Origin of the sequence: Pseudomonas sp. SZ57, from assembly GCF_009495975.1 — a bacterium.
Classification (GTDB): Bacteria; Pseudomonadota; Gammaproteobacteria; order Pseudomonadales; family Pseudomonadaceae; genus Aquipseudomonas; species Aquipseudomonas syringae.
In genome coordinates this window covers 62,861-78,305 of record NZ_WIBD01000030.1, presented here as the reverse complement: position 1 = coordinate 78,305, position 15,445 = coordinate 62,861, and the positions used below count along the sequence as shown (strand labels likewise).

Genomic DNA, 15,445 nt, shown 5'->3' with positions numbered 1-15,445 from the left:
CGACGGCCATGACGCCTCCCCAGGCCAGATCGTCGTGCAAAAAAGATGGGCTAAGATAGCACAGCGACCGCACCGGAACAGCGGTGCCCAATCACATGGAGGTGCTATGAGTATTCGCAGTTGGCCCGCGGCTGAACGCCCCCGGGAACGCTTGTTGGAGTTGGGGGCGGCGAGCCTTTCCGACGCCGAGTTGCTGGCTATCTTTTTACGCACCGGCGTGGCCGGAAAAAGCGCTGTAGACCTTGCGCGTCATCTGCTGAATCAATTTGACGGGCTCAGATCGTTACTGGATGCGGATCTGTCGGCATTCACCTCGCAACTGGGGCTTGGGCCCGCCAAGTTCGCGCAGTTGCAGGCGGTCATGGAAATGGCGCGTCGGCACATGGCCGAGTCCCTGCGCCGTGAATCAGCGCTGGAAAACCCGACCCAGGTCCGCAGCTATCTCAAGGCCCTGCTGCGGCATGAGCCGCACGAAGTCTTCGGCTGTCTGTTTCTCGATACCAAACACCGGGTCATGACCTTCGAGATATTGTTTCGCGGGACGATCAACGCGTCCTACGTGCACCCGCGCCAGGTGGTAAAGCGAGCCATTGCGCACAACGCTGCCTGCCTGATCCTCTGCCACAACCATCCTTCCGGTATCACCACGCCCAGCCGTTCCGACATCGACCTGACCAAGCGCCTCAAGGAAGCACTGATGCTGGTGGATGTGCATGTGCTTGATCACGTGATCGTTGGGGACGGCGAGCCACTGTCGATGGTGGAACGCGGGTTGATGTAGCGAGCTCTTCCCGGTCTTGAGGTGGGTCGTGCCAATGCAGGCATTGGCACGACATCACACACAGACGCCAAGGTCAGTCTGGCGACTTACTTGACCTGCACCTTGTAGAAATCCTGCCTGCCGAACGGGCTGACCTGATAGCCAGTGACGTCCTTGCGTACCAGAGCTGCAGCCGTCGGGTGGGCGAGGGGGAGCCACAGTGCCTGCTGTTGAATCTGTTGCTGAGCCTGGTGATACAGCTTGCTGCGTTCGGTCTGATCACTGACTGATTTGCCGTCTGCGATCAGCTTGTCCAGTGTCTTATCGCAATAGCGGGCGAAGTTGGTGCCCGACTGCACAGCCGCACACGAGAACTGCGGGGTCAGGAAGTTATCCGGGTCGCCATTGTCGCCCGCCCAGCCCATGAACAGCAGGTCATGCTCGCCAGCCTTGGCGCGGCGAATCAGCTCGCCCCATTCAATGATCTTGATCTCGGCATTGATGCCGATCTGTTTCAAGTCAGCCTGCAGCAATTGAGCGCCCAGGCTGGGGTTCGGGTTCAGCAGGCTCCCGGATGGTCGCGTCCAGATGGTGGTCTTCAAGCCCTCTTTTACACCGGCCTTGGCCAGCAGCGCCTTGGCCTTGGCAACATCGTGCTGATAGCCGGGCAGGTCCTTGGCGTAACTCCAGGTGTTGGGCGGGTAAGGACCATTGGCCTTTTCAGCGGTGCCTTCGAACACGGCTTTCAGGTAATTGTCCTTGTCGAACGCCAGGTTGATGGCTTGGCGAACTTCCGGCTTGTCGAACGGTGGATGCTGGCCGTTGATCGCGACAAATGCGGTCATGAACGCTTCAGTCTTCTCGACCTTGAGCGATTTGTCCTCGCTGGCTGCCTGTATATCCAGAGGCTTGGGCGAGAGCGCTATCTGGCACTCATCCTGACGGATTTTCTGCAGGCGCACATTGGCGTCCGGGGTGATGGCATACACCAGTGTGTCGATATCAGACTTGCCGGCGAAGTAATCGTCGAACGCCTCATAGCGCACCGCGGCATCTTTCTGGAAGCGCTTGAACACGAACGGCCCGGTGCCGATCGGCTGGCTGTTGAGTTTCTCCGGCGTGCCCGCCTTCAACAGCTGCGCGGTATATTCGGCTGAGTAGATCGAGGCGAAACCCATGCTCAGCGTGGCCAGGAAGGTCGAGTCCGCATGGTTGAGCGTGAAGCGCACGGTGTGTGCGTCAGGCGCTTCGATGCTCTTGATCAAGGCGGGCAGCTGCATGGACTGCGCATGCGGGAAACCGCTCTGGGCGATCTTGTGCCACGGGTTCTGCGGGTCGAGCATGCGCTGGAAGCTGAACAGCACGTCATCTGCGCTCAGCTCGCGAGTCGGCTTGAAATAATCTGTGGTGTGGAATTTCACTCCGGGGTGCAGCTTGAAGTCGTAAGTCAGGCCGTCTTTGGACACGGTCCAGCTTTCTGCCAGGCTCGGCACCAGCTTGCCGCTCTTGGCATCGAAGTCCACAAGGCGGTTCATCAGCACGTCGGCCGATGCGTTGGTGGTGGTCAGCGAGTTGTACTGTACAACGTCGAAACCCTCGGGGCTGGCTTCGGTGCAGACCACAAGGTTCGATGCCTGGGCAGCGACGGGAAGCAGGAGTGGAACGAGTAAAAAAGGGAGTGCAGCTAGGCGCATGGCGTTATTTCCTGTTCAGAAAGGGCCCCATCTGCCGGCGCAGTCTGGTGAGGGACTAACCCTAGACCATGTACTGGCGCAGAACAATCGTCATGGAGCGACGAGCGGTCGATTTGCCTGTGCCCCCGCAGTGCTTGAGCATACCGCTGCGCGAGGCGTGATCATTCGGGTCAAAGTGCTTTGCCTGTTGTTGTGCCCAAGGCTTTCTGGTATAAAGCAGCGCTCTTTTCTAGGGGCCCGGTTCCTTCACTGTAGGTGTAGCCGGTAAGACCCTTAAAGAAACGCGGCGCCTGGCGCCAAATGACTGAGAGATTAAGCGGCCAACCCATGCCGGGTTGGGCATGTGGTTTTAGAGGGCTGAGGCATGTCGAGAGTATGTCAAGTTACCGGTAAGGGTCCGGTGACTGGGAATAACATTTCCCACGCAAACAACAAAACCCGTCGTCGTTTCCTGCCAAACCTGCAGCATCACCGCTTCTGGGTTGAAGGCGAGAAGCGTTTTGTTCGTCTGCGCGTATCTGCTAAAGGCATGCGTATCATCGACAAGCGTGGCATTGAAGTTGTGCTCGCTGAACTGCGTCGCGACGGCAAAATTTAAGGGAGAAAATCATGCGTGAATTGATCCGTTTGGTGTCGAGCGCTGGTACAGGCCATTTCTACACCACCGACAAGAACAAACGTACTACTCCGGATAAAATCGAAATCAAAAAATTCGATCCGGTTGTACGCAAGCACGTGATCTACAAAGAAGGCAAAATCAAGTAATTGATTCTGTCGGCTGCAAAAAAACCCGCTCTGGCGGGTTTTTTTGTGCCTGCGCTCCTGGCGTCGCTGCCAGGGCGGTATTTATTTATCTGCAGTCGCCTCAAACACCACATAAATCTTGCGGCATGTTTCCAGCACCTCCCAGGTACCCTTGAAGCCTGCCGGGATCACGAAGCGGTCGCCTGCGCGCAGGGTTTTCGCGTGGCCCTGCTCGTCGCGCAGGACTGAAACACCCTGCACAATCTCGCAATACTCATGCTCTGAATAATTCACCTGCCACTGCCCGGGCTCGCCATTCCAGACGCCCGCGCTCATCTGTCCGCAGGGGCTGTTGTAGTGGTTGTAGAGGGTTTGTGCCGGATCGCCCTTGAAGACCTTTTCCGGTGCAGGGCGATAGTGCTCGGCGGCGGTGCTGGCTTCACTGAAGTCGACGATGCTTTCGATGCTCATGATGGGCCCCTTGTCCTGAATGCGTTGAAGGTTTGACGTGCGTGCAGTGCGTTAGTGCCTCGGCGCGCGTGCGGAGCTGTTTAATAAAATCAACATAAAAGCACCGTAGCGGCTATTTATGTCAAATATATTGGTTTTGTCGGGCCGCTGGTTTAGGGTAACGGCCGTCCTGAAAAATTTCAGATTGTGTCTTTAATCAACCATGACACACCCACATTCAACAAGAGGAGGACATGCAAATGACCACCCTGACTCGTGCTGACTGGGAGCAACGCGCCCAGAATTTGAAGATCGAAGGCCGTGCCTTCATTCAAGGTGAATACACCGCAGCCTCCTCCGGCGAGACGTTTGACTGCATTAGCCCGGTCGATGGCCGGATGCTTGCCAAGGTTGCCAGCTGCGACACCGCTGACGCACAACGCGCGGTCGACAGTGCGCGCAGCGCCTTCAACTCCGGTGCCTGGTCGCGACTGGCTCCGGCCAAGCGCAAGGAAACGATGATCCGTTTCGCCGAGCTGCTCAAGCACAATGCCGAAGAGCTGGCGCTGCTTGAAACGCTGGACATGGGCAAACCGATTGGCGACTCGTTCGGTGTCGACATTCCCGGTGCCGCCAGAGCCCTGAGCTGGAGCGGCGAGGCCATCGATAAACTGTATGACGAAGTCGCGGCAACGCCTCATGACCAACTGGGTCTGGTAACGCGCGAGCCGGTGGGTGTCGTGGCCGCCATCGTGCCGTGGAATTTTCCGCTGATGATGGCCTGCTGGAAGCTGGGTCCTGCGCTGTCCACTGGCAACTCGGTCATCCTCAAGCCATCGGAAAAATCTCCGCTGACGGCCATTCGTATCGCACAACTGGCCATCGAGGCTGGCATTCCTGCGGGCGTGCTCAACGTACTGCCTGGCTATGGCCACACCGTCGGCAAGGCGCTTGCCCTGCATATGGATGTGGACACTGTGGTGTTCACCGGCTCGACCAAGATCGCCAAGCAACTGATGATCTATGCGGGCGAATCGAACATGAAGCGCGTGTGGCTGGAAGCCGGTGGCAAGAGCCCGAATATCGTCTTTGCCGACGCGCCTGATCTGCAGGCCGCCGCCAGCGCAGCCGCCAGCGCGATTGCCTTCAACCAGGGCGAAGTGTGTACCGCCGGTTCGCGTCTGCTGGTCGAGCGCTCCATCAAGGATCGCTTCCTGCCGATGGTGATCGAGGCGCTCAGCGCCTGGAAGCCCGGCAATCCGCTGGACCCTGCGACCACCGTGGGCGCGCTGGTTGATACCCAACAGATGAACACTGTGTTGTCCTATATCGAAGCGGGCCACACCGATGGTGCCAAGCTGGTTGCGGGCGGCAAGCGCATCCTGCAGGAAACCGGCGGCACCTATGTCGAGCCGACCATTTTCGATGGTGTGAACAATGCGATGAAAATCGCTCAGGAAGAAATCTTCGGCCCGGTGCTTTCGGTGCTGACGTTCGATACGGCCGAAGAGGCGATCCAGATCGCCAACGACACGCAGTATGGCCTGGCGGCTGCCGTATGGACCGCGAACATCTCCAAGGCGCACCTGACCGCCAAGGCTTTGCGCGCAGGCAGCGTATGGGTCAACCAGTACGACGGCGGCGACATGACCGCACCGTTCGGTGGCTTCAAACAGTCGGGCAACGGTCGTGACAAGTCGCTGCATGCGTTCGACAAATACACCGAGCTGAAGTCGACCTGGATCAAGCTGTAGTCATTTGCCTATTGCTCCGAGGCTCTGCCCTCGGAGCGTTGGCACGATGGGGTCTCAAGATTGATCATCGCGCCGCACAGGATTTGTACAAGGCGATAAGCGCGTAGCGCAGCGCCGGGCAGGAGCGTGGAAATGCGTTGGGGGACTTATTTTGCTGTGCTGGCGTCCGTACTGGGCGTCGGTCTGGCAATGGGCGTCAGCATGCCGCTGGTTTCATTGCGGCTGGCGGGCTGGGGCTATGGCTCGTTTGCCATTGGTATCATGGCGGCGATGCCGGCGGTGGGCGTGCTGCTCGGCGCGGCGCTGGCCAGTCGTCTGGCGGCGCGCTTCGGCACGGCCAATCTCATGCGCCTGTGCTTATGGGCCGGGGCGGTTTCGGTCGGCGCGCTGGCGCTGCTGCCGTATTACTGGATCTGGCTGGTCTTGCGCCTGACGCTTGGGGTGATTCTGACCATCGTCTTCGTGCTGGGTGAAAGCTGGATCAATCAGCTGGTCATCGAGCGCCTGCGCGGGCGTCTGGTGGCGCTGTATGGCAGCACCTACGCATTGAGCCAACTGGCAGGTCCGCTGCTGCTGGGCGTGATCGGCACCCAGGGCGACTATGGTTTCTGGATTGGTGTCGCGCTGCTGGTCGGCTCACCGTTTCTGCTGCTGGGGCGTACCGGTGCGCCGTCGACCGAATCCTGCAATGTGACGTTTGCCGATCTGTCCGGCTTCTGTCGCGGCATGCCTGCCATCGCCTGGGCGGTCGCCCTGTTTGCTGCGTTCGAAGCGCTGATCCTCACCCTGTTGCCGCTTTATTGCATACGCCACGGCTTCACCCCGGAAATCGCCCTGATCATGGTCAGCGTGGTGGTGGTCGGTGATGCGCTGCTGCAACTGCCGATCGGCATGCTCGCCGACCGCATTTCACGTCGCGCGATGTTCACCGGCTGTGCCGCCCTGCTGCTGGCGTCCAGCCTGTTGGTGCCGCTGCTGATCGACACTGTTCTGATCTGGCCGCTGTGGACCGTGTTCGGTGCCAGTGCCGGCGGGCTGTTTACCCTGTCGCTGATTCTGATCGGCGAACGCTATCGCGATGACTCGCTGGTCCGCGCCAACGCACATGTGGCGCAACTGTGGGGCATCGGCTGCCTGCTCGGCCCGTTAATAGCCGGCGCGGGCAGCCAGTGGGTCAGCGGTGAGGCCTTGCCGCTGATGATGGCTGCAGGTGCGCTGGGTCTGCTGATACTGATCCGGCGACGCGGCGCGTTCGGGGATGCGCAGGCTGCGCTCGCTTAAAGCATTCTTTCCAGGCCGATGGCGCGGCTCATCCAAGCGTTGAAACGCCGCCACCAGTCGCCCGGTTCGGTATGCAGGGTGTGGATCTGGCCGTTGTCTTCGGTCACCCACACCACTTTGCCGTCCTCCAGCCGCGCTTCGTAGGTGAGCGACGGGGCCATGCCTTGCAAGGTCAGTTCGCGCAGTTGCTCGGCCAGTTGCGGGCTGTCGACCAGCACGCCCACTTCGGTATTCCACAGCACAGAGCGCGGGTCGAAGTTGAATGAGCCGACAAAGACTTTCTGTCGATCGAAGATCATCGCCTTGCTGTGCAGGCTCGATTCGGAACTGACCAGAGAATGGCTTTTCTTGAACAGATGCGGGCCGCTGCCGCGCATCGTCTCGGTATCGCCAGGCTGTCGGCGCAGCTCGAACAGTTTCACGCCATGCTCCAGCAGTGCCTTGCGGTACGGCGCATAGCCGCCATGCACGGCAGGCACGTCGGTGGCTTCCAGAGAGTTGGTCAGCAGGCTGACATTGACGCCGGCATCGGCCCGCCCGGTCAGGTACAGCAAGCCTTCCTGGCCCGGTACAAAGTAGGCCGAGATCAGCATCAGTTCCTTGTGAGTGTTCAGCAGTTCAGGTGCCAGTTGCGTGGTCAGCAGCAGGTGCGGATCAGGCTCGCCCTGCGCCAGAACCTTGGTCGGTGCGTCCCATAGCGCCTGGTTGTATGCCCAGACCAGTTCGTTGAGCCAGGTTTTCATGCGCGGCTGGGTCTTGTAGGCCATCAGTCGCTCGTACAGCGCCTTGTGCTGCTGGTGCGCCTGCTCCAGAGAATCATCCAGCTTGCGCCGGGCCTCGGCCAGATCCTCGCCGTCGGGCAGGAAATAGATGAATTCACCGATAGGCTTGCTGAGCGTGCTGTTCCAGTACTGGTCGAAGCTGTGGCCGAGCTGCTCGGCCACCGGCCCCACGCTGAGCATGTCGATATCGGTGAAGTTCAGGTTCGGCTCGGCATCGAAGTATTCATCGCCCAGATTGCGCCCGCCGACGATGGCCACACTGCTGTCGGCCAGCCATAGCTTGTTGTGCATGCGCCGGTGCTGGCGCGACAGGTTCATCAGGCGCCCGAGGCTGCGGGTGATGCCGGTCTCGCGCCCCAGGTTTTGCGGATTGAACAGGCGAATCTGGATGTTCGGGTGAGCGGCGAGGGTGGCGATGGCCTGGTCCAGGCCGTCGCTGGTGGTGTCGTCCAGCAGGATGCGCACACGAACGCCACGGTCTGCCGCCTTGAGCAGTTCATCGATCAGGGCGCGCGTGCTCAGGCCGTCGTGGACGATGTAATACTGCAGATCAAGGCTGCTTTTGGCGTTGCGGATCAGTTCGGCGCGAGCCTTGAAAGCGTCACTGCTGTCAGGCAGCAGACGAAAGCCCGAACGCCCTTCGTGCGGCATGGCCATGGCCTGGATCGAGCGGCCGAACGCGGAGCCTGAAGACGGCATGGCCTGGCTTGGCTCACTGGTGACCTGTTGATGCGCACAACCGCTGACGCACAACGCAACCAGCAAGCAAAAGGGCAAGGCCCATGAGTTATTCAAATTGATCTTCCGCTTCTGGACATGGCTCGACTTGGCGATATGACCCACAAAACCGGGAAAGATTTGCCCGCATCAGTCAGTTTGCGCATTCAGTAGGGCAATTGTCTCGCCCACGATACGCACAGCATTCTCGATTTCGCGGTTGGGTTTGGCCGCGAAGTTCATGCGCATGCAGTTACGGTACTTGCCCGATGCCGAAAAGATACTCCCCACCGCGATCTGCACACCTTTGCCCAGCAAGGCGCGGTTCAGGCGCAGGGTGTCGAAACCTTCGGCCAGTTCCACCCACAGCATGAAGCCGCCTTGTGGCCGGCTGGCGCGGGTGCCCTCGGGGAAGTAGCGCATCACCCAGTCGATCATCTGGTCTCGGCTGCGCTGGTATTGGCTACGCATGCGTCGCACGTGAGGCTCGTAATGGCCGCCTTCGATGAAGTCGGCGATGGCCAGCTGCGGCTGCGGGGCAGTCGAGCCGGTGCCGATGTATTTCATGTGCAGCACCTGCTCCAGATAACGACCCGGCGCTACCCAGCCGATTCGCAGCCCCGGTGCCAGGGTCTTGGAAAACGAACTGCACAGCAGGACGCGACCGTCTTCGTCGAAGGATTTGATGGTGCGCGGGCGAGGGTAGTTGTAGGCCAGGTCGCCATACACATCATCCTCGATGATCGCCACGTCGAAGCGCTGCGCCAGGGTCAGCAGTGCCCGCTTGCGTGCTTCGGGCATGACATAACCCAGCGGGTTGTTGCAGTTGGGCGTCAGCTGAATGACCTTGATCGGCCATTGCTCCAGCGCCAGTTCCAGCGCTTCGAGGCTGATGCCGGTCAACGGGTCGGTAGGGATTTCCATGGCTTTCATGCCCACGCCCTTGAGCGTTTGCATGGCGCCGAAGAAGCTCGGCGAGTCCACCGCCACGATGTCCCCCGGCGAGCAGATGGCCCGGACACTGGCTGACAGCGCTTCATGACAGCCATTGGTGACGATCAGGTCATTGGCGGTCAGGTTGCAGCCCGAGTCGAGCATCAGCCGGGCAATCTGTTCGCGCAGCCTGCGCACGCCGTAGATGTTGTCGTAATACAGCCCCGGCATGTCCTGATGGCGACTCAACTGACTCAGCGCGCGCATCAGCGGTTTCAGGGTCGGGCTGGTGACATCCGGCATGCCGCGCCCCAGTTGCGTGACGGCTTCAAGAGGGGCAACGCGAATCAGGTCCAGCACCTGATCCCATTGAGAGATATCCACAGGCCGCTGCACTGGCCTGCCGACCGCTGGCAGTGCAGGGGCTTTTCGGCTGACCGAGACGAAATAGCCGGATTTAGGTTTCGGCGCGGCCAGGCCATTGTCTTCCAGCACCCGATACGCCTGCTGCACGGTGCTCAGACTGACGCCATGCTCGACGCTCAACGCGCGTACCGAGGGCAGGCGGTCGCCGGGGCGGTAGAAGCCGTTTTCGATGCGCGAGCCGAGCAGTTCGGCGAGGTTGACGTAGAGCGTCATGGCGTACTCTCAGGAATTAAAGTGCGGTAAAGCAATACAGATTGGCCGGAAATATAGCATTCAGTGGCGTTTTTTGATCATCTGTATGGAAAATATAAAAGACTTTTGAATCTGTATTGGTTTTGCTGTTCGCTTCATCATGGACCCACAGCCACCCAGGATGAGGGAATAGGACATGAACGGGTTCAGCGATGTGCGCCTTACGCTTCACAGCCATGAATTGAATGAGTATCGGCCCGCGACGGTCAGAACCGTCCGCGCGAACAAGGCCGATCTGTTGGCAGGCATGGGGCGCTGGGCGCTGTACCGCCATCGCTGGGCATCGCGCCGCAGCTTGCTGACACTGACCGACGATCAGTTGCGCGACATCGGCCTGGATTTCCGCCAGGCGCGGGTCGAGGCCATGAAGCCGTTTTGGAGGCCCTGAGCCTAGCGCAGCTCTTTGAGGCGGTGCCAGAGCATGCCCAATGCCAGCAGAGGCGAGCGCAAGTGCTTGCCGCCGGGAAAGGTCATGTGCGGCACTTTGGCGAACAACTCGAAGCCATCGCTGTGTTGCCCGGCGATGGCTTCGGCCAGCAGCCGTCCCGCCAGATGCGTGGCATTCAGACCGTGGCCCGAGTAGGCCTGAGCATAAAACACGTTGGGGTGCTGCTTGAGCCGGCCTATCTGCGGCAGGCGATTGGCGCCGATGCCGATCATCCCGCCCCACTGGTAATCGATCTTCACGGCGGCCAGTTGCGGGAACACATCGAGCATCTTCGGTCGCATGTACGCGGCAATGTCCTGAGGGTCACGCCCCGAGTAATGGCAGGCACCGCCGAACAGCAGGCGGCGGTCGGCAGACAGCCTGTAGTAATCCACCGTCACCCGCTGATCACAGACCGCCATGTCCTGCGGCAACACTTCACGGGCCTGCGCTTCGCTCAACGGCTCGGTGGCGATGATGTAGCTGCCGGCAGGCAATACCTTGCCGCTGATTTCCGGATTCAAGTCATTGAGGTAGGCGTTGCAACCCAGTACCAGGGTCTGCGCCTGCACCGAGCCGCCAGCCGTATGCACCCTGACCTGCGGGCCATAATCGATGCTCGTCACCGCTGAATGCTCGAACAACTGAACGCCGAGCGACTGCGCCACAGCCGCTTCGCCCAAGGCCAGGTTCAACGGATGCAAATGCCCCGAGCCCATGTCGATCAGGCCACCGACATAGCGCGAGGAGCCCACCACGCTGTGCATCTCTTCGGGCTGCAGCAACTGCAGTGCATGGCAATAACCCAGGCTGCGCAACTCTTCTGCGTCTTCGGCAAGGCTGTGCAGGTCGCGCGGTTTGTTGGCCAGATCGCAATAACCCCACTTCAGGTCGCAATCGATAGCATGCCGTTCGATGCGCTGCCGCACGATCTCGACGGCCTCGATGCCCAGCAGCTTGAGCTGCCGCACGCCTTCGCTGCCGATGACATTGGCGAACTGTTCGAGACCATGACCGACCCCGCGAATCAGCTGGCCGCCATTGCGCCCGCTGGCCCCCCAGCCGATCTTGCGCGCTTCGAGCAGCGCAACGCTGAACCCGCGCTCGGCCAGTTCGATGGCGGTGTTGAGGCCGGAGAATCCACCGCCGACCACGCACACATCCACCTTCACCTCACCTTGCAGCGCAGGATGATCCGCTTGCGCATGGCTGCTGGCGGCGTAGTAGGAAGCAGCGTGCTGATCGTGACGAGTCGAGTGCTGAACGCGGGCGTTCATGAGCGTGTCCTGTTGGCGGCGGATGGCGTGTCGGGAGGATAAGCCGCTGTCATGAGCCTGCCAACTGAGGCAAACTCTCGGCCTTGTGTATGAGTGGTCGAGTCAATGAGCTGCAACCGTCAGAAAATAGCGGATCTGCGTCGCCAGATTCCTTCGTTCGAGTGTGTGCCCGGCTGCCACGACTGCTGTGGGCCGGTGACCACGTCGCCCGAAGAAATGTCGCGTCTGCCGCGCAAGACGGCTGCCGAACAGGACGCTGCGCTGGACGAACTCAATTGCGTGCACCTGGGTCCGCAAGGCTGCACCGTGTATGACGAGCGTCCGCTGATCTGCCGCCTGTTCGGCACCACCGCAAGCCTGCCCTGCCCGAATGGACGTCGCCCGGTCGAGTTGATCCATCCCCGGGTCGAAAAGCAGATTCATGAGTATATGGCCTCGACCCGGCAAGTCCTGGTATAGCGAGCAATCAGTCGGGAATCGGCAGATTCAGGCTCTCTTTGACTTCCTCCATGACGATGTAGCTCTTGGACTCACGTACGTGCGGCAGTTTGAGCAGGATATCGCCCAGCAGTTTGCGGTAGGACGCCATCTCGGAAATCCGTGCCTTGACCAGATAGTCGAAGTCGCCTGACACCAGGTGGCACTCCAGCACATGGGGAAGCTTCAGCACGGCACGGCGGAATTCTTCGAAGGTGTCGCCAGACTTGTAGTCCAGGCTGATTTCGACGAATACCAGCAGGCTGGCCTTGAGGCTTTGCGGGTTCAGTCGGGCGGTGTAGCCCATGATGATCCCCTCGCGCTCCAGCCTGCGCACCCGTTCGGTACAAGGCGTGGTAGACAGGCCGACCCGCTCGCCAAGCTCGGTGAACGAGATGCGCCCGTCGGCCTGCAGGATGCGCAGAATATTGCGATCGATCTTGTCCAGTTCACGATTTGACTGGTGTTGAGTGCGCACGGGTCATTTCCCCTCTAGCAAAGCGTTTATCGCCGCGAATAAAAACTGAATATAGATCTTTATACAGTGAGAAGCACTGCCCATTGCTCAATATACTGCGCACATCCTTGCTTAAAACTTCGAATTATCAGCGGATATCCGCGATGAGGTCATCGACATGCGCGTTCTGGTCCTGGGTAGTGGCGTCATCGGTACAACCAGTGCTTATTATCTGGCGCGTGCCGGTTTCCAGGTGACCGTCGTTGACCGTCAGCCGGCTGCTGCCATGGAAACCAGTTTTGCCAATGCCGGCCAGGTTTCTCCCGGCTATGCCTCGCCATGGGCTGCGCCGGGTGTTCCGCTCAAAGCGCTCAAATGGCTGCTGCAGCGTCATGCGCCATTGGCGATCAAGGCAACGGCAGATATCGATCAGTACCTGTGGATGGCGCAAATGCTGCGCAACTGCACGGCCAGCCGCTATGCCATCAATAAAGAGCGCATGGTACGCCTGTCCGAATACAGCCGCGATTGCCTGGATGAACTGCGCCTCGAGACCGGCATTGCCTACGAAGGACGCAGCCTGGGCACCACCCAGTTGTTCCGTACCCAGGCCCAGCTGGATAACGCCGCCAAGGACATCGCCGTGCTCGAGCAGTCCGGTGTGCCCTATGAACTGCTGGATCGCGAAGGCATCGCCCGTGTCGAGCCCGCGCTGGCCGGCGTGACCGGCATCCTCAGCGGTGCGTTGCGCCTGCCCAATGACCAGACGGGTGACTGTCAGCTGTTCACCACGCGCCTGGCGGAAATGGCCGTCGCGCTGGGAGTTGAGTTCCGCTACGGGCAGAACATCGAACGCCTCGATCACGCAGGCGACAGCATCAATGGCGTGTGGATCGACGGCAAGCTCGAAACTGCCGATCGTTACGTGCTGGCGCTGGGCAGTTACTCGCCGCAGTTGCTCAAGCCGTTGGGCATCAAGGCGCCGGTCTATCCGCTGAAGGGCTATTCGCTGACCGTGCCGATCACCAACCCGGACATGGCGCCGACTTCGACCATTCTCGATGAAACCTATAAAGTCGCGATCACCCGTTTCGACAACCGGATCCGCGTCGGCGGCATGGCGGAAATCGCCGGTTTTGACCTGTCGCTCAATCCGCGTCGACGCGAAACACTGGAGATGATCGTCGGTGACCTCTATCCTCAGGGCGGCGACCTGACCCAGGCCGATTTCTGGACCGGGTTGCGTCCGACCACGCCCGACGGCACACCGATTGTGGGTGCAACACCGTTCCGTAACCTGTTCCTCAATACCGGCCATGGCACTCTGGGCTGGACGATGGCGTGTGGTTCCGGTCGTTTGCTGGCAGACCTCATTGCCCGCAAGACACCCCGTATCAGTGCTGAAGGCCTTGATATCTCTCGTTACGGCAACACTCAGGAGAATGCACAGCATGTCCATCCAGCGCCAGCTCACCAATGAGCGCATGAGTCAGGTCGTTGTCCACAATGGCACCGTCTATCTGTCGGGCCAGGTCGGTAATGACATGACTGCGGGTGTCGAGCAGCAGACCCGAGAGGTTCTGAACAGCATCGAGCGCCTGCTCGACCTGGCCGGCACCGACAAGACGCGTATCCTGTCGGTCACCATTTACCTGAAAGACATCGACGCCGACTTCGCAGGCATGAACAGCGTCTGGGACAAATGGCTGCCCAAGGGTTTCGCGCCTGCACGCGCGACGGTCGAGGCCAAGCTGTGCGAGCCGGAAATCCTCGTTGAACTGTCGGTGGTTGCCGCGCTGCCCTGACCCTTTTTGCCCGGCGCGTCCCCGCGTCGGGTTGATCGTCCCTTTCCATCCTTTCAGGCAAGTAAACGTCATCATGCGTCCAGCCCGCGCCTTTATCGATCTTCAGGCACTGCGTCACAACTACCAATTGGCCCGTGAAAACAGCGGCGGCAAAGCGCTCGCCGTCGTCAAGGCCGATGCCTACGGTCACGGCGCGGTGCGCGTCGCGCAGGCACTGGAGTCACAGGCCGACGGTTTTGCAGTGGCCTGCATTGAAGAAGCACTAGAGCTGCGTGCGGCAGGCATTCGTGCGCCAGTCCTGCTGCTCGAAGGCTTTTTCGAGGCCGACGAGCTGGCGCTGATTGTCGAGCATGATTTGTGGACCGTTGTACACGCGACCTGGCAACTGGAGGCCATCGAGCAGGCGCGCCTGGGCAAGCCGATAACGGTCTGGCTCAAGCTCGACACTGGCATGCACCGGGTTGGCCTGCATCCTCACGAGTACCAGGCGGCTTATCAGCGTCTGCTGGCAACCGGCAAAGTGGCCAGAATCGTGCTGATGAGCCACTTCTCCCGTGCCGACGAGCTGAACAGCGGCTGCAGTGATGAACAACTCGCCGTATTCGAGACCTTTCGCAAGGGGCTGGCAGCAGAAACCAGTCTGAAAAACTCCCCGGCGGTGCTGGGCTGGCCACAGATTCCGAGCGACTGGTCGCGCCCGGGCATCATGCTCTACGGTGCTACGCCGTTTGATCAGGTGCACCCGCTGGCGGATCGCCTGCAACCGGTGATGACCCTGGAATCGAAGATCATCAGCGTGCGTGAACTGCCCGTTGGTGAGCCCGTGGGCTATGGCGCGACATTTGTCTGTGACCGGCCGTCGCGTATCGGGGTAGTGGCGATGGGCTACGCCGACGGCTATCCGCGTCACGCGCCCACCGGCACGCCCGTGCAGATCGACGGCCAGCCATCCAGGCTGCTCGGACGCGTGTCCATGGACATGCTCTGCGTGGACCTCACCGATGTGCCGCAGGCCGGGCTCGGCAGCCGAGTCGAGCTGTGGGGCAAGCAAGTGCTCGCCAGTGAAGTGGCCCAGCGCGCGGAAACCATTCCCTACGAAATCTTCTGCAATCTGCGTCGCGTTCCGCGCATCTACTCCGAAGACTGATTCAGTCCTCTTTGCCCCAGGCCGCGTCAGGTCAGGTGTCTGTCGAAGTGTTGTAAATATCG

Annotated in this window: 16 protein-coding genes; 10 read left to right on the top strand and 6 right to left on the bottom strand. The window is 60.3% G+C overall.

Annotated elements, in window-relative coordinates:
* Positions 1–106 precede the first annotated feature (106 nt).
* On the top strand, positions 107–781 hold the full coding sequence (radC, locus tag GE543_RS24050) for a DNA repair protein RadC (RefSeq protein WP_046270315.1): 675 nt from the start codon (positions 107–109) through the stop codon (positions 779–781).
* Positions 782–867: 86 nt separating this feature from the next.
* On the opposite strand, the gene GE543_RS24045 is transcribed toward radC, so the two are convergent.
* Positions 868–2,454: an ABC transporter substrate-binding protein gene (locus GE543_RS24045; protein ID WP_153222528.1), complete on the bottom strand. Its 1,587-nt coding sequence runs from the start codon at positions 2,452–2,454 to the stop codon at positions 868–870.
* A 364-nt stretch (positions 2,455–2,818) separates the two neighbouring features.
* On the opposite strand from GE543_RS24045, the gene rpmB reads away from it, so the two are divergent.
* On the top strand, positions 2,819–3,052 hold the full coding sequence (gene rpmB / locus GE543_RS24035; protein WP_002551514.1) for a 50S ribosomal protein L28: 234 nt from the start codon (positions 2,819–2,821) through the stop codon (positions 3,050–3,052).
* A gap of 11 nt (positions 3,053–3,063) precedes the next feature.
* Complete coding sequence (rpmG, locus tag GE543_RS24030; protein WP_002551515.1) at positions 3,064–3,219, top strand: 50S ribosomal protein L33; 156 nt, start codon at positions 3,064–3,066, stop codon at positions 3,217–3,219.
* 81 nt (positions 3,220–3,300) lie between these two features.
* On the opposite strand, the gene GE543_RS24025 is transcribed toward rpmG, so the two are convergent.
* Positions 3,301–3,669 (bottom strand): cupin domain-containing protein, encoded by a 369-nt coding sequence (locus GE543_RS24025; RefSeq protein ID WP_153222527.1) that lies wholly within the window; start codon positions 3,667–3,669, stop codon positions 3,301–3,303.
* 239 nt (positions 3,670–3,908) lie between these two features.
* On the opposite strand from GE543_RS24025, the gene GE543_RS24020 reads away from it, so the two are divergent.
* Both GE543_RS24020 and GE543_RS24015 read left to right on the top strand, forming a co-directional pair.
* A complete protein-coding gene (locus GE543_RS24020) occupies positions 3,909–5,402 on the top strand; it encodes an aldehyde dehydrogenase (protein WP_003425933.1) in 1,494 nt (497 codons plus the stop codon).
* Between the two features lie 132 nt (positions 5,403–5,534).
* Positions 5,535–6,683: an MFS transporter gene (locus GE543_RS24015; protein ID WP_003437441.1), complete on the top strand. Its 1,149-nt coding sequence runs from the start codon at positions 5,535–5,537 to the stop codon at positions 6,681–6,683.
* On the opposite strand, the gene GE543_RS24010 is transcribed toward GE543_RS24015, so the two are convergent.
* Entirely contained in the window at positions 6,680–8,260 is a 1,581-nt protein-coding gene (locus GE543_RS24010) for a phospholipase D family protein (RefSeq protein ID WP_004408943.1), read from the bottom strand. The two genes, GE543_RS24015 and GE543_RS24010, sit on opposite strands and share 4 nt — an antisense overlap.
* A gap of 72 nt (positions 8,261–8,332) precedes the next feature.
* Complete coding sequence (locus tag GE543_RS24005; RefSeq protein WP_003414024.1) at positions 8,333–9,754, bottom strand: PLP-dependent aminotransferase family protein; 1,422 nt, start codon at positions 9,752–9,754, stop codon at positions 8,333–8,335.
* A 175-nt stretch (positions 9,755–9,929) separates the two neighbouring features.
* On the opposite strand from GE543_RS24005, the gene GE543_RS24000 reads away from it, so the two are divergent.
* Positions 9,930–10,181, top strand: a complete 252-nt coding sequence (locus GE543_RS24000) for a DUF1127 domain-containing protein (RefSeq protein WP_153222526.1) — start codon at positions 9,930–9,932, stop codon at positions 10,179–10,181.
* Between the two features lie 2 nt (positions 10,182–10,183).
* Here GE543_RS24000 and GE543_RS23995 read toward each other — a convergent pair whose 3' ends face one another.
* Positions 10,184–11,497 carry an FAD-binding oxidoreductase gene (locus tag GE543_RS23995; RefSeq protein WP_153222525.1) on the bottom strand — a complete coding sequence of 438 codons (1,314 nt, stop codon included), beginning with the start codon at positions 11,495–11,497 and terminating at the stop codon, positions 10,184–10,186.
* Positions 11,498–11,602: 105 nt separating this feature from the next.
* On the opposite strand from GE543_RS23995, the gene GE543_RS23990 reads away from it, so the two are divergent.
* Positions 11,603–11,956, top strand: coding sequence for a YkgJ family cysteine cluster protein (locus GE543_RS23990; RefSeq protein WP_003314010.1), 354 nt, complete (start codon positions 11,603–11,605; stop codon positions 11,954–11,956).
* Positions 11,957–11,963: 7 nt separating this feature from the next.
* Here GE543_RS23990 and dadR read toward each other — a convergent pair whose 3' ends face one another.
* Entirely contained in the window at positions 11,964–12,452 is a 489-nt protein-coding gene (gene dadR, locus GE543_RS23985) for a transcriptional regulator DadR (protein WP_003314011.1), read from the bottom strand.
* Positions 12,453–12,609: 157 nt separating this feature from the next.
* Between dadR and dadA the strand changes: the two genes are divergently transcribed.
* The 3 genes from dadA to alr all read left to right on the top strand — a co-directional run bounded on the left by dadA (position 12,610) and on the right by alr (position 15,383).
* Entirely contained in the window at positions 12,610–13,911 is a 1,302-nt protein-coding gene (gene dadA / locus GE543_RS23980; RefSeq protein WP_003392572.1) for a D-amino acid dehydrogenase, read from the top strand.
* On the top strand, positions 13,883–14,236 hold the full coding sequence (locus GE543_RS23975) for a RidA family protein (protein ID WP_003392569.1): 354 nt from the start codon (positions 13,883–13,885) through the stop codon (positions 14,234–14,236). Before dadA ends, GE543_RS23975 begins: the two co-directional genes overlap by 29 nt.
* Positions 14,237–14,309: 73 nt before the next feature.
* Positions 14,310–15,383 (top strand): alanine racemase, encoded by a 1,074-nt coding sequence (alr, locus tag GE543_RS23970; RefSeq protein WP_103689130.1) that lies wholly within the window; start codon positions 14,310–14,312, stop codon positions 15,381–15,383.
* Positions 15,384–15,445: the final 62 nt, after the last annotated feature.